General features: G+C 65.1%; 17 protein-coding genes and 1 pseudogene. 8 read left to right on the top strand and 10 right to left on the bottom strand.

The window, feature by feature from the left end; genetic code table 11:
* Positions 1–294: 294 nt before the first annotated feature.
* Positions 295–834 carry a DUF6497 family protein gene (locus C8J30_RS08540; RefSeq protein ID WP_245909735.1) on the bottom strand — a complete coding sequence of 180 codons (540 nt, stop codon included), beginning with the start codon at positions 832–834 and terminating at the stop codon, positions 295–297.
* Positions 835–844: 10 nt separating this feature from the next.
* On the bottom strand, positions 845–2,377 hold the full coding sequence (locus C8J30_RS08545) for an acyl-CoA carboxylase subunit beta (protein ID WP_110805431.1): 1,533 nt from the start codon (positions 2,375–2,377) through the stop codon (positions 845–847).
* A 176-nt stretch (positions 2,378–2,553) separates the two neighbouring features.
* Here C8J30_RS08545 and C8J30_RS08550 point away from each other — a divergent pair, with 176 nt between their 5' ends.
* Together C8J30_RS08550 and C8J30_RS08555 are read left to right on the top strand one after the other, a co-directional pair.
* The gene (locus tag C8J30_RS08550) at positions 2,554–2,904 is read left to right on the top strand and encodes a DMT family protein (protein WP_110805562.1); all 351 of its coding nucleotides are present in this window, start codon (positions 2,554–2,556) and stop codon (positions 2,902–2,904) included.
* A gap of 70 nt (positions 2,905–2,974) precedes the next feature.
* Positions 2,975–4,159, top strand: coding sequence for a multidrug effflux MFS transporter (locus C8J30_RS08555; RefSeq protein ID WP_110805432.1), 1,185 nt, complete (start codon positions 2,975–2,977; stop codon positions 4,157–4,159).
* Here C8J30_RS08555 and C8J30_RS08560 read toward each other — a convergent pair.
* Positions 4,153–4,713 (bottom strand): hypothetical protein, encoded by a 561-nt coding sequence (locus tag C8J30_RS08560; protein ID WP_110805433.1) that lies wholly within the window; start codon positions 4,711–4,713, stop codon positions 4,153–4,155. The two genes, C8J30_RS08555 and C8J30_RS08560, sit on opposite strands and share 7 nt — an antisense overlap.
* A gap of 109 nt (positions 4,714–4,822) precedes the next feature.
* Between C8J30_RS08560 and C8J30_RS08565 the strand changes: the two genes are divergently transcribed.
* Complete coding sequence (locus tag C8J30_RS08565) at positions 4,823–6,220, top strand: helix-turn-helix domain-containing protein (RefSeq protein WP_110805434.1); 1,398 nt, start codon at positions 4,823–4,825, stop codon at positions 6,218–6,220.
* Between the two features lie 60 nt (positions 6,221–6,280).
* On the opposite strand, the gene C8J30_RS08570 is transcribed toward C8J30_RS08565, so the two are convergent.
* The 6 genes from C8J30_RS08570 to betI form a co-directional block, all read right to left on the bottom strand.
* Positions 6,281–6,520, bottom strand: coding sequence for a YdcH family protein (locus C8J30_RS08570; RefSeq protein WP_110805435.1), 240 nt, complete (start codon positions 6,518–6,520; stop codon positions 6,281–6,283).
* 76 nt (positions 6,521–6,596) lie between these two features.
* Positions 6,597–7,151: a DUF1003 domain-containing protein gene (locus C8J30_RS08575; protein WP_110805436.1), complete on the bottom strand. Its 555-nt coding sequence runs from the start codon at positions 7,149–7,151 to the stop codon at positions 6,597–6,599.
* A gap of 81 nt (positions 7,152–7,232) precedes the next feature.
* Positions 7,233–7,868 carry a thermonuclease family protein gene (locus tag C8J30_RS08580; RefSeq protein WP_110805437.1) on the bottom strand — a complete coding sequence of 212 codons (636 nt, stop codon included), beginning with the start codon at positions 7,866–7,868 and terminating at the stop codon, positions 7,233–7,235.
* Positions 7,869–7,937: 69 nt separating this feature from the next.
* Complete coding sequence (gene betA, locus C8J30_RS08585; RefSeq protein WP_110805438.1) at positions 7,938–9,593, bottom strand: choline dehydrogenase; 1,656 nt, start codon at positions 9,591–9,593, stop codon at positions 7,938–7,940.
* An 83-nt stretch (positions 9,594–9,676) separates the two neighbouring features.
* On the bottom strand, positions 9,677–11,128 hold the full coding sequence (gene betB / locus C8J30_RS08590) for a betaine-aldehyde dehydrogenase (RefSeq protein WP_110805439.1): 1,452 nt from the start codon (positions 11,126–11,128) through the stop codon (positions 9,677–9,679).
* On the bottom strand, positions 11,125–11,709 hold the full coding sequence (betI, locus tag C8J30_RS08595; protein WP_110805440.1) for a transcriptional regulator BetI: 585 nt from the start codon (positions 11,707–11,709) through the stop codon (positions 11,125–11,127). The genes betB and betI overlap by 4 nt, the downstream gene beginning before the upstream one ends.
* A gap of 117 nt (positions 11,710–11,826) precedes the next feature.
* On the opposite strand from betI, the gene choX reads away from it, so the two are divergent.
* The 3 genes and pseudogenes from choX to choV all read left to right on the top strand — a co-directional run bounded on the left by choX (position 11,827) and on the right by choV (position 14,915).
* The gene (gene choX / locus C8J30_RS08600; protein WP_110805441.1) at positions 11,827–12,753 is read left to right on the top strand and encodes a choline ABC transporter substrate-binding protein; all 927 of its coding nucleotides are present in this window, start codon (positions 11,827–11,829) and stop codon (positions 12,751–12,753) included.
* Between the two features lie 169 nt (positions 12,754–12,922).
* Positions 12,923–13,857 (top strand): annotated as a pseudogene (choW, locus tag C8J30_RS08605) (choline ABC transporter permease subunit).
* A complete protein-coding gene (gene choV / locus C8J30_RS08610) occupies positions 13,854–14,915 on the top strand; it encodes a choline ABC transporter ATP-binding protein (protein WP_110805442.1) in 1,062 nt (353 codons plus the stop codon). The pseudogene choW and the gene choV overlap by 4 nt, the downstream one beginning before the upstream one ends.
* 66 nt (positions 14,916–14,981) lie before the next feature.
* Here choV and C8J30_RS08615 read toward each other — a convergent pair whose 3' ends face one another.
* Positions 14,982–15,869 (bottom strand): DMT family transporter, encoded by an 888-nt coding sequence (locus C8J30_RS08615; protein WP_110805443.1) that lies wholly within the window; start codon positions 15,867–15,869, stop codon positions 14,982–14,984.
* 218 nt (positions 15,870–16,087) lie between these two features.
* On the opposite strand from C8J30_RS08615, the gene C8J30_RS08620 reads away from it, so the two are divergent.
* Both C8J30_RS08620 and C8J30_RS08625 read left to right on the top strand, forming a co-directional pair.
* On the top strand, positions 16,088–16,519 hold the full coding sequence (locus C8J30_RS08620; protein WP_110805444.1) for a hypothetical protein: 432 nt from the start codon (positions 16,088–16,090) through the stop codon (positions 16,517–16,519).
* A gap of 96 nt (positions 16,520–16,615) precedes the next feature.
* Positions 16,616–17,248, top strand: a complete 633-nt coding sequence (locus C8J30_RS08625) for a nitrous oxide reductase accessory protein NosL (protein ID WP_110805445.1) — start codon at positions 16,616–16,618, stop codon at positions 17,246–17,248.
* Positions 17,249–17,295 lie beyond the last annotated feature (47 nt).

Genomic DNA, 17,295 nt, shown 5'->3' on the forward strand with positions numbered 1-17,295 from the left:
ACGGTGACCGGAGCGACCGGCTCGGTTTTGGGCGCGCAGGCGGCCACGAAAGCGATCGCAACGAGGGCGAAGAGGACTTTGTTCGACATGGGTGTCTCCTGTCAGGACCGCACAGCGGACGGAGTGCCCCGCCCATAAGGTCCTTGATTGTCATTTTTCGAACCGGATGATTCCGGTCGCGCGTCAACTTAGCCCGGTCGCCAAGGGGGATGAAGCGAAAAGCGCGTGAACACAAAAGTTTCGGGGCAACCGTGACCGGGCCCCCATCCTTTGTGTCTTGGCGCAGCATCGCCATCAGAAAAGCTCCCACTGACAGGCCCCATCGGTGATGGAATAGGCCTCGAAAAATTGCACCGCGGTTTCATCGGAAGCCCCGAACGGCACCACGCGGTCGGCCAGATCGAGGACGAGTTCGGCCGGTTGCGGCCCGGTCTTGGAAACGCGCGGCAGGGCGTAGCCGTCGCACAGGGCCTGCAGATCGGCCGAAGCCTTTTCGGCGTCATAGCCCGCCCCGGCCACGGCCGGAGCGACGAAGCGGAAGCGCAGGGTCATCCCCTGCGGACCGGCGGTGTCCATCCGGGTCTCAAGCCAGTGCAGCGCGATTCCCGAGGGCACGGCAATCGCCGGGCCGGAGGGCGTAGGCACGGGGCCCGTCTCCTGCGCCGGCGCGGGAAGATCTTCCCCTCCGGTCGGGGCGGGCATCGCGGGGATCATCTCCCCCTCGCCCGCCTCGTCTTCCTGGGCATGGATGGGCCGGGCGGTCAGGGTCACAGCGAGGACGATCGCGATCGCCCCCCGCAAGGCTGCGCCTGCCTGCCCGGCCCCACGAAGCATTCCGCGCCCCTCAGAGCGGAATGTTGTCGTGTTTCTTCCACGGGTTGGCCAGCTTCTTCGAGCGCAGGCTCGCGAAAGCACGGGCCACCCGGCGACGGGTGGACGAGGGTTTGATCACCTCGTCGATGAAGCCGCGTTCGGCCGCCACGAACGGGTTGGCGAAGCGGTCTTCGTAGTCCTTGGTGCGGGCGGCGATCTTGTCCTTGTCGCCCAGTTCCGAGCGATAGAGGATCTCGGTCGCGCCCTTGGCGCCCATCACCGCGATTTCGGCGGTCGGCCAGGCGTAGTTGAAATCACCGCGCAGGTGCTTCGACGCCATGACGTCATAGGCGCCGCCATAGGCCTTGCGGGTGATCACGGTGACTTTCGGCACGGTGGCTTCGCCGTAAGCAAACAGCAGCTTCGCGCCGTGCTTGATGACGCCGCCATATTCCTGACCGGTGCCGGGCAGGAAGCCGGGCACGTCGACGAGCGTCAGGATCGGGATTTCGAAAGCGTCGCAGAAACGCACGAAGCGCGCGGCCTTGCGCGAGCTGTCGATATCAAGGCAGCCCGCCAGAACCATCGGCTGGTTCGCGACGATGCCCACGGTCTGACCTTCGATGCGGACGAAACCGGTGATGATGTTGCCCGCGTAATCTTTTTGAATCTCGAAGAAATCGCCCTCGTCGGCGATCTTCGCGATCAACTCCTTCATGTCATAGGGCATGTTGGGGTTGGCCGGGATCAGGGTGTCGAGGCTTTCCTCGACGCGATCGACCGAGTCGAAGAAGGGCCGCACCGGCGCCTTTTCACGGTTCGAGAGCGGCAGGAAGTCGATCAGGCGACGGGTCTCGGCAATCGCCTCGACGTCGTTCTCATAGGCGCCGTCGGCAACCGAGGATTTCTTCGTGTGGGTCGAAGCCCCGCCCAGCTCTTCGGCGGTGACGATCTCGTTCGTCACCGTCTTCACCACGTCGGGGCCGGTCACGAACATGTAGGAGCTGTCCTTCACCATGAAGATGAAGTCGGTCATCGCGGGCGAGTAAACCGCGCCACCGGCGCAGGGCCCCATGATCAGGCTGATCTGCGGCACCACGCCCGAGGCCATGATGTTGCGCTGGAACACTTCCGCATAGCCTGCGAGCGAGGCCACGCCCTCTTGAATCCGCGCGCCGCCCGAATCGTTCATGCCGATCACCGGGGCGCCGTTCTGCATCGCCATATCCATGATCTTGCAGATCTTCTCGGCATGGGTTTCCGACAGCGAGCCACCGAAGACGGTGAAGTCCTGGCTGAACACATAGACCATGCGGCCGTTCACCGTGCCCCAGCCGGTGACGACGCCGTCGCCCGAGATGTGCTCGGCTTCCATGCCGAAATCGACGCAGCGATGCGCCTTGAACATGTCGAATTCTTCGAACGAGCCTTCGTCGAGCAGAAGTTCGATGCGTTCGCGCGCCGTCAGCTTGCCCTTCTTGTGCTGGGCCTCGATGCGCCGCTCGCCGCCGCCAAGCCGCGCGGCCGCACGCCGGCTTTCCAGCTCGCTCAGGATGTCTTTCATGGGGTCCCCTCCGAGAATTTCCGTGCAACCTACCGGAACGAAAGATTGTTACCAAGCGGATTCGGGAAAATTTGCAAATAATTCTCAAGCCGCGCAGTGCGAATTGCAACACTGCAAATAATCTGGCATCGGCAGCCCGGTTGCGTTAGGGGAAAGCCAGCCAGTTCGAGGTGATCATGACCCTGCCCGCCCCTCTCGTCACCTTTCTTTTGCTGACCGCGTCGAATGTCTTCATGACTTTCGCCTGGTATGGGCATCTGCGCTTCAAATCGGCGCCGATGATCGTGGCGATCGGCGTCTCCTGGGGCATCGCCTTCTTCGAATACTGCCTGATGGTGCCCGCCAACCGCATCGGCTACGGCATGATGTCGGCGGCACAACTGAAAGTGATGCAGGAGGTGATCTCGCTCACCGTCTTCGTCGGCTTCAACACCTGGTGGCTGGGCGAGCCACCGACCTGGCGCACCTTGGGCGGATTCGTCCTGATCATCGCTGGCGCGGGGCTGATCTTCTCGAACAAGGGCTGAGCCCGGCCGATCTTGTGACGCATACATTTTCCCCCGTGGACAAAATGACGCGCGCGGCCTAGCCGGGCGCATGGCCTTCCTGAACCGCAAGACGCCGCCGCATATCGTCACCCTTGTGCTCACCACCGGGGTGGCGGCGCTCAGCCTCAACATCTTCCTGCCCTCGCTGCCCGGCATGGCCCGGCATTTCGGCGTCGATTACGGGCTGATGCAGCTCGCCGTTTCGGCCTATCTGGCAGCCTCGGCGGTGGCGCAATTCGTGGTCGGGCCAATCTCCGACCGCTTCGGACGCCGCCCGGTGCTGCTTTGGGTGGTGGCGATCTTTACCCTGGCCTCGGTCGCGGCGCTTTTCGCGCCGAACGCGCAGGCCTTTCTGGCCGCGCGCTTCGTGCAGGCGGTCGTGGCCACCGCCTTCGTGATCTCGCGCGCGGCGGTGCGCGACATGGTCCCCGGCCCTGCGGCCGCCTCGATGATCGGCTATGTCACGATGGGGATGTCGGTGGTGCCGATGATCGGCCCGGCAGTCGGCGGCCTGCTGGACGGGCTTTTCGGTTGGCACGCCAACCTTGCGGTGCTGGCCGTCTCGGGGGCGGCTCTTTTCGCGCTGATCTGGGCCGACATGGGCGAGACCGTCTCGGGCGGCGGCCTTGGCTTTGGCGCGCAGATGCGGGCCTATCCGATCTTGCTGCGCTCGAGCCGGTTCTGGGGCTATGCGCTCTCCGCCGCCGCCTCGGCGGGGCTTTTCTACGCCTATCTCGGCGGCGCGGCGCTGGTGGGCGAGCAGGCCTTCGGCCTTTCGCCGGTCGAGGTCGGCTATTTCTTCGCCCTGCCCTCGCTCGGCTATCTGATCGGCAACTGGGTCTCGGGGCGGTTCTCTCTGCATCTGGGCATGGACCGGATGGTGCTCTGGGGCACGACGCTTGCCACCGCCGCGATTGCCGTGGCGCTGATCGCCAAGGCGGCGGGCGTGCTTGGCCCCGTCGTCTTCTTCACCGCCGTCGGCATCACCGGCATCGGCAACGGGCTTTCGCTGCCCTCGGCCAATGCGGGGCTGATGTCGGTGCGGTCGGATCTGGCGGGCACGGCCTCGGGCCTTGGCGCGACGATGACGATCGGCACCGGCGCCGTTCTCGCCAGCCTGACCGCGACGCTGCTTGGCCCCGAGGTCGAGGTGGCGCGGCTTCTGTGGGTGATGTTCGCCTCTTCGGCGCTGTCCGTGGGCGCGATCCTTTGGGTGATGCGGCGGCCTCAATAACCGTAGGCGGGCGAGGTCGCGACCCTGTCCCCGATGGCAATCGCCTCGCGCTCGAGCGGGATCAGATTGTCCGGCAGCACCAGCGTTTCGGCAAGATAACGCCGCAGCATCGGCTCGGGCCCGAGACGCTCGTATTGCGCCACATGCGCGAGCTCATGCGCCAGAAGCCACTCCGGCACCGGCGCCTTCGTCACCGTGATGCCATAGCCCGTCGTCAGCCCCCAGGCACGGCTGACGGGGAAAAGCGTCGCGAGCCGCGGATCCGCCATCGGCGGGATCTTTGCGACCCGCAGAAGTCGCACCTTTTCCGGATGTTGCACGCCGACCTTGCGGGCGATCTCCTGCTCGGCGGCACTCAGCCTGCGCCCCTCGGACAGCGCACGGGCGTCCCGCGCCATCTCCTCGGCGCGCAGCGCGGGCGTCAGTTCGGCGATCTGCGCCGCAAGCGCCGGATCGGGCGCGGCAATCCGGGCCACCTCGGCCGGCGTGATGTCCGGCGGCACATGGCTGCAGCCGCACAAACCCAAAACGATCAGACCCAACAGCCGCCGCATATCCCCTCCGCATCCCGCCCAAGCTAGGACGCTTTGTCCCAGCAATGCAACCTCCCCTTGCAGGCGCCGTTTGCAAAGGCTACGAAACCTTTGCAAAGCGGAGGGCATCATGGCCACGCAAAAACTCTATGCCGGTGTGAAACTGCGCGAAACCCGGGCGCGGCTCGGGCTGACGCAGAAGGCTTTCGCCGATCGCCTGGGCGTGTCGCTGCCCTATCTGAACCAGATGGAGAACAACCACCGCCCGGTTTCAGCCGCGGTGGTGCTGGCTTTGGCGGGCGAGTTCGGGCTCGACGTGACCGAGCTTTCGGCGGGCGATGCCGAACGTCTGGTCAGCGACATGCGCGAGGCGATGGCGGACCCGGTTTTCGCCGATGGCGGCACGCCGCCCTTGGCCGATCTGCGGCTGGCGGCGTCGAACGCGCCCGCACTGGCCCGCGCCTTTCTGGAACTGCATCGCGCTTACCGTCAGGCACATGAACGGCTGGCTTCGCTCGACGAGGCTCTGGGCCGCGAAGGCGCGCAGACGGTGGTTTCGCCCTGGGAAGAGGTCCGCGACTTCTTTCACTATTGCGACAATTACATCGATGCGGTCGATCGCGCCGCCGAGCGGTTTTCCTGCCCGGATGGCAAGAGGTTGGACCCGATCATCCGGGCCTGCGATGCCCTGCGCGCCCGGGGTGTCGAAGTTCACTTTTCGAACATTTCCGAGCTGCGCTCGCGCGAGGGCGATCGCATCCTGATTTCCGCCCATGCCAGCCGCTCGACGCAGGCGTTTCAACTGCTGCATCAGGTCGCGCTGATCACCCAAAACGAGCTTCTGGAAGCCACGCTCGACCTCGCGCGGTTCCAATCCGAGACCTCGCGGGCAATCGCCAAGATCGGTCTTGCGAACTATTTCGCGGGCGCGGCACTGCTGCCCTATCGCGCCTTCCTCGAGGCCGCGCAGGACACCCGCCACGATCTGGAGCGGCTGGCCGATGCCTTCGGCGCCAGCATCGAGCAAGTGGCGCACCGGCTCTCGACGCTGCAACGGCCGGGCGCGAAGGGGATTCCCTTCTTCTTCGTCCGCGTCGATCAGGCGGGCACGATCACCAAACGCCACTCGGCGACGCGGCTTCAATTCGCCCGCTTCGGCGGCGCCTGCCCGCTCTGGAACGTGCATCAGGCCTTTGAAACGCCGACGAAATTCCTGCGCCAACTGGCCGAGACGCCGGACGGGGTGCGCTATCTCTGCCTTGCCCGCGACGTGTCGAAAACCGGTGGCAGCTTCACCGCCCCGGTGCGGCGCTATGCGATTTGTCTCGGCTGCGAGGTCAGCCACGCCCGCGGCCTCGTCTATGCCGACGACATGGAACTGGGCAATCCGCGCGCCTATCAGCCGATCGGAATCTCCTGCCGGATCTGCGAACGCAAGGATTGTCACCAGCGCTCGGTGCCGCCGCTTGAACGCCGCTTGCGCGTCGATCCGAACCGGCGCGGCATGCTGCCCTACGACATCGCCTGACCCCCAGACATCGAAAAGCCCCGGAAACTCCGAGGCTTGTCGATCAGTCTGTGGAGGTCGTCAGGAATGGTGCAGCATGTAGGCGATTTCATCCTTGATGTGCGCGCGTTGCTTGCGCAGGTCCACCTCGGCGAAATGTTCGACCGGTTCGACGTTGGTCTCGGCCCGATGAACCTTGTCATTCACCGCGTCGTAATCTTCCAGAAGCTTCGCGAAATGCGCATTGGAGACCTTCAAAGCGTGCAGCTTTTCCATCTCGAACGGGAATTCATCGGACAGCGTATGCGGGGTGTTCGACATGGGCCTCTCCCTTTTCGGTCGTCATTTCTTACGACTCAAGCCTAGACCCGACCCGCTTGCGCCACCTTGACCCGTGTCAAGTTGCCCCCCCGTCGCGCTTTTGCGCAGCGCCCACCGCCGCCGCAATCGCATCGAGCCGCGCGTCCAGCGTCGCAAACCGCCCTTCAAGCGCAACCATCCGCAAATCATCAAGTTTTTCATGCAACCGCATGATCTCGATTTCCGCCTTCAGGTTCACCTCGTAATCATGCGCCGCGGCAAGGCGATCTTTTTCCGCCTGCCGGTTCTGGCTCATCATGATCACGGGCGCCTGCACCGCGGCCAGCATCGACAGGATCAGGTTCAGGAAAACAAAGGGATAGGGGTCGACCGCCGTGGCCAGAATCACGGTGTTGAGTACCACCCAGCCGACCAGAACCAGCGCGAACAGGCCGATGAAACTCCACGAGCCGCCAAAGGCCGCGACCCGATCGGCAACCCGCGCGCCAAAGTCGGGCTGATGCAGGCTCAGATCGCGCGCCACCGTGCCATGTTCCGCCACATGGCGCAGAACGCGCAGGTCGCGTTCATTCAAGTCCTCAAATTTCTTGCGTAAAAGCCGCTCGGAAAGGATGCGAAGCTTGGCGTCCATGAGGCCTCCTGCCGTTTGCGCCATGCTGCGACGGCGTGGGCCGGATGTCCACCGACGAGGGCGTGAGATGCGGGCGTGAGATCAGCTGCCCATCGGTCGCCAACCCGCCGCCAGCGCCTCGGCCTCGGTGCAGAACCAGCGCTCGCCCTTCTTCGGGTCGATCTTCGTGCGGTCATAGTCGCGCGTGCCGGGCAGATGGAAGATCTGCCCCTTTTTCGAAATGTTGCCCTTGATCCGGCAAGCCCCGGGTGCGCCTTGCGCCGCCCCATGCCGAAACGCCTCGGGCGCCAGATGCGCCCCGGCCCAGATGCCGCGATGCGCCGCCCGCGCGGCCGATTCCTCGGGGGCATAATCGAGCGCGTATTTGCGGTAAGCCTCGGCCATGCCGTCGGAAACCAGTGCCGCGTTCACATCGCGCCCGCTTGCGCTGCAGACCGCCAGAAGCCGGCCGTATCGGTCGCGTCCCCGGCCCTCGCAGCGCACAAGATCCGGGGTCAGCGCGACAAGCCGATCCCGGGCCACCTGCCCACAGGGCCAATCCCGCCCCTCTGCATCCTTGCACAGCTGATCATGTTCGGGCGCATCGATCCCGAACAAACGCACCTTCTGCGCGCCGATCGCCAGCGTATCGCCGTCGACCACGCGCGCATGCCCCAGCAAGACGTCAGCCTGTGCCGGGAGCGCCAGCACAAGCCCGATCAGGACCCACTTCACCATGCGCGGAAGTTAACAGAACGTAACGCGAACGCAAGCCCGAGCGCCAATCATGCTTACCGCTGCCCATCCCTACCGCTGCGAGCTGCGCCAGTTCGGGTTGATCCAGGGCTGGGCGTTCTCGGCGGGCAGACGACGGCCGAGAATATGGTCGGCGACCTTCTCGCCGGTCATGATCGAGGGCCCGTTCAGGTTGCCGTTCGTCACCCGCGGGAAGATCGAGCTGTCGGCGACGCGCAGCCCCTCGACGCCGATCACGCGGGCATCCGGGTCGACCACCGCCATCGGATCATCCGCCCGCCCCATGCGCGAGGTGCCGCAGGGGTGATAGGCGCTTTCGGCGTGATCGCGGATGAAGGCATCGATTTCCGCATCCGACTGCACCGAGGCCCCGGGCTGGATCTCGTGCTTCACATGCTGGGTCATCGGCGCCTGCGCAAAGATTTCGCGCGTCAGCCGCACGACCTTGCGGAACTCCTCCCAATCGTCGGGATGCGACATGTAGTTGAAGCGAATCTCGGGGTTTTCATGCGCATCGGCCGAGCGCAGCCGCACCGTGCCGCGCGATTTCGAGCGCATCGGCCCGGTGTGGACCTGAAAACCATGCCCCTCGGCGGCGGCCTTGCCGTCATAGCGCACGGCGATCGGCAGGAAGTGATACTGGATATCGGGATATTCGACGCCCTTGTCGGAGCGGATGAAGCCGCAGGCCTCGAACTGGTTCGAGGCGCCCAAGCCGCGCTTCGTCAGCACCCATTGCGCACCGACCGTCAGCTTGCCCCAGAGGTTCCAGTACTTGTACAGCGTCAGCGGCTCTTTCGAGGCGAATTGCATATAGATTTCAAGGTGATCTTGCAGGTTCGAGCCGACACCGGGCCGATGCGCCAGAACCTCGATCCCATGCGATTTCAGATGCTCGGCATCGCCGATTCCGGACAGCATCAAAAGCTTCGGCGTATTGAGCGCCGAGGCCGCCAGCACCACTTCGGCGCGCGCCTTCAAGACCTTGATTTCGCCGCCCTTTTCATATTCGACCCCGACGGCGCGACCGTTTTCGATCACCACCTTGCGGGCCAGCCCCCGCACGATCTTCAGCCGCCCGGTCTTGATCGCGGGCCGCAGATAGGCCGAGGCCACCGACCAGCGCCGCCCCTGCCAGATCGTCGCTTCCATCGGGCCGAAGCCCTCTTGCTGTTCGCCATTGTAATCCATCGTGACCGGGTAGCCCGCCGCCGCCCCCGCCTCGATGAAATGCTGGAACAGCGGGTTCTTGCGCGGGCCACGGGTCACATGCAGCGGGCCTTTCGAGCCGCGCCAGGTCGCGTCGGCGCCATCATGGCCGCCATGCCAGCTTTCCTGCCGCTTGAAATAGGGCAGCACATCGGCATAGCCCCAGCCCGCCGCGCCCTGCTCGGCCCAATGGTCGAAATCGCAGGCGTGGCCCCGCACATAGACCATGCCGTTGATCGAGGACGAGCCCCCGATCACCTTGCCGCGCGGCGTCACCAGACGACGGTTGCCCAAGAACGGCTCGGGCTCGGTGCCCATGCCCCAGTCGTAGCGGTCCATGTTCATCGGATAGGACAGCGCCGCGGGCATCTCGATGAACGGGCCCCAATCGGTGCCGCCGAATTCGATGATCGCCACGCGATGCCCGGCCTCGGCCAGCCGATAGCCCAGCGCCGAACCGCCCGACCCTGCCCCAACGATCACATAATCCGCATCCATCGCGCGACCCTCTGCCTGAACCCTGTTTTTTCTTGGCGCAAATACGCCGGGGGGTCCGGGGGGGGGACCCCCCGGCCTGCGTCTCAGTAGGGGCTTTCGACCGGCCCCATGCCGACATAGACCGCCTTCACCTGCGTATAATGCTCGATCGCGGCCTTGGAATTTTCCCGCCCGACGCCCGAGGATTTCACCGCCCCGAAGGGCATCTCGACCGGGGTCAGGTTGTAGGCGTTGATCCAGGTGGTGCCCGCCTGCAGCTGCGCGATCACCCGGTGCCCACGCGCCAGATCGGCGGTGAAGACCCCCGCCGCCAGCCCGAAATCGGTGCCATTCGCCCGCGCGATCACCTCGTCCTCGGTTTCGAAATCCAGCACCGCCATGACGGGGCCAAAGACTTCCTCGCGCGCGATCGTCATGCTGTCGGTGACATCGGCAAAGACCGTGGGCTGCACGAAAAGCGCCCCCTCGGCCCCTGCTGCCCCCCCGCAAACAAGCCGCGCGCCCTCGGATTTCGCCGTCGCGATATAGCCCAGCACCTTCGCATGCTGCGCGGCACTGACAAGCGGGCCGAATTGCGTCGTTTCATCCAGCGGATCGCCCGCCTTGATCGCGGCGGTGCGCTCGGCCAGCCGGGTCAGGAAGCGCTCCTTGATCGCTTTATGCACGAAGACCCGGGTGCCGTTCGAGCAGATCTGCCCCGAGGAATAGAAGTTGCCCAGCATCGCCGCGCCGATGGCGCTTTCCAGATCGGCATCCTCGAAGACGATCAGCGGCGATTTCCCGCCCAGCTCCATCGTCACATGCTTCATCCCCGCGCCCGCCGCCGCATAGACCTTGGCCCCCGTCGGCACCGAGCCGGTCAGCGAGACCTTGGCCACGCGCGAATCGGTCGCAAGCCGCCCGCCGACCGCGCCGCGGCCCTGCACGACGTTGAAGACCCCCGCGGGCATCCCCGCCTCGACGAAGATCGCCGCCAGCTGCAGCGCGCCAAGGGGCGTGATTTCCGAGGGTTTGAAGATCATCGCATTGCCGGTCGAGAGCGCCGGGGCGGCCTTCCAGCAGGCGATCTGGCTGGGATAGTTCCACGCGCCGATGCCGACGCAGACGCCCAGCGGCTCGCGAATCGTATAGGCGAAATCGCCGCCCAAGGGGATCGTCTCGCCGGTCAGCGTCGGTGCAAGCCCGGCGAAATACTCAAGGCTGTCGGCGCCCGAGGGCCAGTCGGCGACAGACGTTTCCTGAATCGGTTTTCCGGTATCGAGCGTTTCCAGAAGCGCCAGTTCCGCCCTGCGAGCGCGAATCAGATCGGCGGCGCGGCGCAGGATGCGCGCCCGCTCCACCGGCTTCAGCGCCGCCCAGGCGCGTTGCGCCGCTTGCGCCCCCGCAAGGGCCTCTTCGATCACCGCAGGCGTCGCCTCGTGCAGGATCGCGATCACCTCGCCCGTGCCGGGAAAGATCACCTCGATCTCGGCTCCGGCCGCGTCCTCGACCCAGTTGCCATTGACGAAATGGCTGGCCTCGGGCTGTGCCCTCATGACCGCACCTCCAGTTCCCGGTTCAGATATTCATTCACGATTTCAAGCGCATAGCATCGATCCGGGGCATTCTCAGCCAAAGCGGCGCGGATGTAGACGCCATCGATCATCGCGCCCAGACCCCGCGCAACGGCCTCTGCGCGCCCCCCCACCAGAGGGCGCAATTCATGCTGCAGGTTCGAGCGCAGGCGGCGCTGATAGACCCGCAAAAGCCGCATCGCCTCGGGATTCGTCTGCGCCAGAACGTAGAAGTTCAGCCAGGCCGAGATCGCCTCGCGCCGGAAGCTGCCCGGCGAGAACGACCCCGCGATGATCGCGCGCAGCCGCGATTCGGGGCCGGGATCCGCCGCCGCCAGCGCCCCGCGCACCTCGGCGCCGTAAAGCGTCAGGATTGCCCGCATCGCAGCGAGGAAAATCTGCTCCTTCGAGCCAAAATAATGATGCGCCAGTGCAGAGGACATGCCTGCACGCCGCGCAATCTGTGCTACGGTCACTTCCAGCGACCCCGCCTCGCCCACCGTTTCGATCGTGGCTTTCACCAAGGCCGCCCGTCGAATAGGCTCTGCTCCAAGCTTCGGCATGTCTTTTGCGACTCCGCTCAAAAAAGAACTTGCTTTTAGGAGCTACAGGCAAGTTTATTGACTCGTCAATCAACAAAAAGCCTGATCACTGAACCGGGCAACCAACGGGAGACCCTGATGACGCTTCGTTCCTTCCTTCTTGCCGGGGCTGCGACACTTTCGCTCGCCCTGCCTGCCGCCGCCGATTGCTCCAAGGTGACCTTCTCGGACGTGGGCTGGACCGACATCACCGCCACCACCGCGGTGACGACGACGATCCTGCAGGCGCTTGGGTATGAAACCGACATCAAGCTGCTCTCGGTGCCGGTGACCTATACCGCGCTTTCCTCGGGCGATGTGGACGTGTTCCTCGGCAACTGGATGCCTTCGATGGAGGCAGACCTTGCGCCCTACCGCGATGACGGCTCGGTCGAGACGGTGCGCACGAACCTTGTCGGCGCGAAATACACGCTGGCGACGAACGCGGCGGGTGCGGCGCTCGGCATCAAGGATTTCGCCGATATCGCGAAACACAAGGACGAACTCGAGGGCAAGATCTACGGGATCGAGCCGGGCAATGACGGCAACCGTCTGGTGCTCGACATGATCACCGCGGGCAAATTCGATCTGGCGGGCTTCGAGGTTGTCGAAAGCTCGGAACAGGGGATGCTGGCCGCCGTCGCCAAGGGCGAGAAGGAAAACACCCCGGTCGTGTTCCTGGGCTGGGAACCCCACCCGATGAACGCCAATTTCAAGATGAGCTACCTGACCGGCGGCGATGACGTCTTCGGGCCGAACTTCGGCGGCGCCGAAGTGCGCACCAACGTCCGCAAGGGCTATGTCGCCGAATGTGCGAACACCGGCAAGCTGCTCACCAATCTCGAATTCTCGCTGGCGATGGAAAACGAGATCATGGGCAAGATCCTGGATGACGGCATCGACCCGCCGACCGCCGCGCATGACTGGCTGGCGGCCCATCCGGAAGTCCTGGCCCCCTGGCTCGCGGGCGTGACCACCAAGGACGGTGGCGACGGGCTCGCAGCCGTAACGGCGGCGCTGAAGTAAGCCTTGCGCTGACTTGACGATCCGACAGGCGGGCCCCGCCTGTCGGCCTTCCGAACCACGCAAGGCAAGCGACATGCTACAGCAAACGATGCGCCTGATCGGCACCATCGCCGCGTCGATTTTCGGCGCCATCCTGCTCAAGACGGTGCTGGAGAAACTGGCCGGACTGATGATCGGCACCGGGCTGATCTCCGGCCACAACGGCACCGATCTTTTTACCGGCAAGTGGAAGATCCCTGTCGGCCCCTGGGCAAAGCACATCTTTGAATGGATGCGCGACAGCTTCTCGCTCGTCTTCGATCATCTGGCCGGCATCTTCGAGACGCTGATCGCCTGGATCATGGCGATCTTCGCGACGCCCTTGGACATTTCCTGGTCACCGGAGCGGCCGACTACACGCCGCTTTATCCGGTGGAATATCAGCCCTTCGTGCTGACGGGCTTCTTCCTTGGCATCTCGTGGTTCCTGCAGCGTCGCGTGTCGATCCTGCTGACCGTGCTTTTCGGTCTGCTCTACGTCTTCAATCAAGGCTACTGGAAACCGACGACGGAAAGCCTGACGCTGGTGATCTCGGCCTGTGTCGTGTGCATGTCGGTCGGCGTTCCGATCGGCATCGCCGCCGCGCACCGGCCGCGGCTTTACCTCGCGATGCAGCCGATCCTTGATCTGATGCAGACGCTGCCGACCTTCGTCTATCTGATCCCGGCGATCGTGTTTTTCGGCATCGGCATGGTTCCGGGCCTGATCGCGACGGTGATCTTCGTGCTGCCCGCGCCGATCCGGCTGACGCATCTCGGTGTGTCCACCACGCCGCAACCGCTGCTGGAAGCCGCCCGCGCCTTTGGCGCCACGCCGCGGCAGGTGCTGTGGAAGGTGGAACTGCCCTATGCGCTGCCGCAGATCATGGCGGGGCTGAACCAGACGATCATGCTCTCGCTTTCGATGGTGGTGATCGCGGCGCTTGTGGGCGCGAACGGGCTTGGCGTGCCGGTGGTGCGGGCGCTGAACTCGGTCAACACCGCGCTTGGCTTTGAATCGGGGATGATCATCGTCGTCGTCGCCATCGTGCTCGACCGGATGATGCGCTTCGGGGGATCGAAATGAGGCATGCCACCATGATCACCGACCCGAAGCTGACCGCGGGCGTCGCGGTGCGGTTCGACAATGTCTCGATCGTCTTTGGCGATCACCCCGACCGCGCCCTGCCCCTGATGGACGAAGGCCTGTCGCGCGCCGAGATCCAGGCCCGCACGGGTCAGGTTCTGGGGGTGCATGACTGCTCGCTGTCCGTTGCCGAGGGCGAGATTCTCGTGCTGATGGGCCTTTCGGGCTCGGGCAAGTCGACGCTGCTGCGCGCGGTGAACGGCTTGAACCCGGTCTGCCGCGGCAAGGTCGAGGTCTGCGACGGCAACGGCCTTGTCGATGTCACCCATGCCGATCCGCAGACCCTGCGCCGCATTCGGCAGACCCGCGTCGCGATGGTGTTCCAGCAATTCGGCCTGCTGCCCTGGCGAACGGTGCGCGAAAACGTCGGGCTGGGCCTCGAGCTTGGCGGCATGTCGAAAGCCGAGCGCCGCGACCGCGTCGATGCGCAACTGAAGCTCGTGAACCTGACCGACTGGGCCGAGCGCAAGGTGGGCGAGCTCTCGGGCGGCATGCAGCAGCGTGTGGGCCTTGCCCGCGCCTTTGCCACCGAAGCGCCGATCCTTCTGATGGACGAGCCCTTCTCGGCGCTCGATCCGCTCATTCGCGCGAAGCTGCAGGACGAGTTGCTCGAACTGCAATCGACGCTGAAGCGCACCATCGTCTTCGTGTCGCATGACCTCGACGAGGCCTTCAAGCTTGGCAATCGCATCGCGCTGATGGAGGGCGGGCGGCTGGTGCAGATGGGCACGGCGCGCGAGATCATCGCCAATCCGGTCGATGATTACGTCGCCGAATTCGTCGCGCACATGAACCCGCTCGGTGTGCTGACGGCCGAGGACATGGCCGAAGCCGGCCCCGCCGAGGGTACGCCGATTGTGCCGGAAACCCCGGTGATCAAGGTGATGGAACTTTTGAAAACCGTTCCCGCCGTAGCCCTGACCGACGGGCGACGGATCACCCGCGAAGGCGTGATCGCCCGGCTGATCGACCCGCGCGGCACCGCCGCCAAGGGGTAAAGAGGCGTATTTTCCCCAAGAAGAAACGGAAACCCGGAGTCCTTCGACTTCGGGTTTCTTCTTGGCTCAAATACGCTCTTTCGAAGCCTCCCCCCGCGACTCGCGCCAGGTCAGGAAGACCACCGCAGCCAGGATGATGGCGCCGCCCAGGATCACCCAGGGATCGACAGACTCGCCAAAGACCGACCAGCCGAGCGCCGTCGCCCAGACCAGTTGCAGAAAGGTCACCGGTTGCGTCACCGTCATCGGCGCGCAGGCAAAGGCGCGGGTCATGCAGTAATGCCCCGTGGTCGCAAAGACCGCGACCGCGCCGAGCCAGAGCACCTGCGTCAGGCTCACCGGCTGCCAGACATAGGCGGCAAAGGGGGCAAGGCCGATGGTCACCGACAGCGCCATCACCGCCACGACCACCGACGCCGGGGCGAGTTGCGTGAGCCGCTTCATCACCAGATAGGACAGGCCGAAGCCGAAAGCCGCGCCGAGCTGCGCCAGATGACCCGGCGACAGCTCGCGCAGGCCGGGGCGCAGCACGACCAGCGCACCGATCATCGCGACGCCGATCGCGATCATCCGCGCCGGGCGAAAGCCCTCGCCGAACAAGAGCCCCGCGCCGATCGTGACGACGATCGGATTGAGATAGCCGATGGCCGTCACCTCCGAGATGGTGATCCGCGCCATCGCATAAAACCACAGCATCACCGCCACGGTATGCAAAGCACCGCGCAGCGCGAAGAGTTTGAAAAGGCTCGGCGAAAGTCCGGTGCGCACGAGCGGCATCAGCGACGGCGCCAGAAACAGCAGCCCCCAGGCGAAGCGGATGAAGGCGGATTCGGCCGCGGGCAGCGCGGTGCCCAGATAGCGCACGATGCCGTTGACGAAGACGAAGGCGAGCCCGGTGGCCAGCATCCACAGCACGCCCTCGACGGGGTGATTTTTCTCGGAAATCGCAGTCATGCCCCTTGCTGCCCTGCGCCGCGCGGGCGCGCAAGCGGGCGATTGTGCGGGATACAGGGCGCGACCGATCGGCTCGCGACACTTGACCTCGGTCAAGGCGCGGGACGGGCGCCCCGGGGTAACCAGTCAGGGCGGTCGCCCGAAAATGCGGCAGGAAAGCTGTTGCGTTCTGCCCGGGCGGCCACAATCCTGTGCGAAACCTGCTGTCGCGAGCCCTGATGATCCGCCCTGCCCGCTCCCAGATGCCCTTCACCACCGGCGTTTTCGCCCGGTGGCTGGCGGTGCTGGCGCTGGCGCTGCAGAGCCTTTTCTTCGCCGAACACCTCAGCGCTTCGGCGCTGCATGATCTGGCGGGGCTTGGCCCCGGCGCGCGGGCGGGCTTCTTGCAGCTTTGCACCGGCGAGGGCGTGGCGCTTTACGACCCCGCCTCGGGCAAGGTCGTGGAGCACGCGACCAGCCATGCCCCCTGCACGATCTGCGCCAGCGCCGCCGTCTGCGCCTTTGCCACGCCCGAGCCGCCGGTTCTGGTTCCGCCCGTGCCGCAGCTTCTGGCCGCGCTCAAGCCCGCGACCCTGTTCTCCTTCGCCTTCATCGCACCCTTGCCGCGCAGCGGCCTGATCCGCGCACCGCCAGTGACTCTGGACCTCTGACAGGGGCTTGCGCGGGGCAGCGTCCCGCCCCGCCTGCCCCTTGGGTCCCATCCTGCCCAGCCCTGATCCCTGCAATCATCCGTTTTGGAGACAGCGATGAAACGTCGTGAATTTCTTGCCGCCACCGCCTCTGCCGCCGCGCTTGTGCCGCTGGCTGCCCGGGCCGAAATGGCGATGTCCCCGGCCGAAAAGCCGGTCAGCCCGATGCAATGGACCGATGAGAACGGTCTGACCCGCTTCCTCAAGGTCGATACCGATCCCGTGACCGACGATCTCGGCAAATATCCGCGCTGCCCTTATTGCGGCATGATGCGGGGGATGTTCCCGGCCTCGCGCCATCTGATCGTCTATGAAAACGACACCGTCGACGGCACCTGCTCGATCCATTGCGCGGCGATTTCGCTGGCGCTGAACATGGATGCCGGACCGAAGACGATCTACGCGGGCGATGCCGGGGCGGAGGGCGAGATGAAGCCGCTCGCCGATACCGCGGCGATGACCTATGTGATCGATCCCGCGAAACCGGGCACGATGTCGGCGGTGTCGAAACTGGCCTATGCTGATCGCACCAAGGCCGAGGCCGCCGCCAGCGCCGGGGCGACGCTCGCGGATTTCGACGCGGCGCTGATGGCCGCCTATGTCGAAATGGCCAAGGACACGACGATGATCCGCAAGCGCCGGGGTGAGAAACGGCATGAGATGGGTATGAAGATGCCCGGCTCGAATTGACCTTTTGCAACATTCCGGCCGTGTTTTCGGGCACGGCCGGGAATGGA

The organism is Rhodobacter viridis, assembly GCF_003217355.1.
GTDB lineage: Bacteria > Pseudomonadota > Alphaproteobacteria > Rhodobacterales > Rhodobacteraceae > Rhodobacter > Rhodobacter viridis.

Coding starts and splice junctions, on each gene's coding strand:
- C8J30_RS08540 (WP_245909735.1), bottom strand. CDS start 834: ATGCTTCGTGGGGCCGGGCAGGCAGGCGCAGCCTTGCGGGGGGCGATC.
- C8J30_RS08545 (WP_110805431.1), bottom strand. CDS start 2,377: ATGAAAGACATCCTGAGCGAGCTGGAAAGCCGGCGTGCGGCCGCGCGG.
- C8J30_RS08550 (WP_110805562.1), top strand. CDS start 2,554: ATGACCCTGCCCGCCCCTCTCGTCACCTTTCTTTTGCTGACCGCGTCG.
- C8J30_RS08555 (WP_110805432.1), top strand. CDS start 2,975: ATGGCCTTCCTGAACCGCAAGACGCCGCCGCATATCGTCACCCTTGTG.
- C8J30_RS08560 (WP_110805433.1), bottom strand. CDS start 4,713: ATGCGGCGGCTGTTGGGTCTGATCGTTTTGGGTTTGTGCGGCTGCAGC.
- C8J30_RS08565 (WP_110805434.1), top strand. CDS start 4,823: ATGGCCACGCAAAAACTCTATGCCGGTGTGAAACTGCGCGAAACCCGG.
- C8J30_RS08570 (WP_110805435.1), bottom strand. CDS start 6,520: ATGTCGAACACCCCGCATACGCTGTCCGATGAATTCCCGTTCGAGATG.
- C8J30_RS08575 (WP_110805436.1), bottom strand. CDS start 7,151: ATGGACGCCAAGCTTCGCATCCTTTCCGAGCGGCTTTTACGCAAGAAA.
- C8J30_RS08580 (WP_110805437.1), bottom strand. CDS start 7,868: ATGGTGAAGTGGGTCCTGATCGGGCTTGTGCTGGCGCTCCCGGCACAG.
- betA (WP_110805438.1), bottom strand. CDS start 9,593: ATGGATGCGGATTATGTGATCGTTGGGGCAGGGTCGGGCGGTTCGGCG.
- betB (WP_110805439.1), bottom strand. CDS start 11,128: ATGAGGGCACAGCCCGAGGCCAGCCATTTCGTCAATGGCAACTGGGTC.
- betI (WP_110805440.1), bottom strand. CDS start 11,709: ATGCCGAAGCTTGGAGCAGAGCCTATTCGACGGGCGGCCTTGGTGAAA.
- choX (WP_110805441.1), top strand. CDS start 11,827: ATGACGCTTCGTTCCTTCCTTCTTGCCGGGGCTGCGACACTTTCGCTC.
- choV (WP_110805442.1), top strand. CDS start 13,854: ATGAGGCATGCCACCATGATCACCGACCCGAAGCTGACCGCGGGCGTC.
- C8J30_RS08615 (WP_110805443.1), bottom strand. CDS start 15,869: ATGACTGCGATTTCCGAGAAAAATCACCCCGTCGAGGGCGTGCTGTGG.
- C8J30_RS08620 (WP_110805444.1), top strand. CDS start 16,088: ATGATCCGCCCTGCCCGCTCCCAGATGCCCTTCACCACCGGCGTTTTC.
- C8J30_RS08625 (WP_110805445.1), top strand. CDS start 16,616: ATGAAACGTCGTGAATTTCTTGCCGCCACCGCCTCTGCCGCCGCGCTT.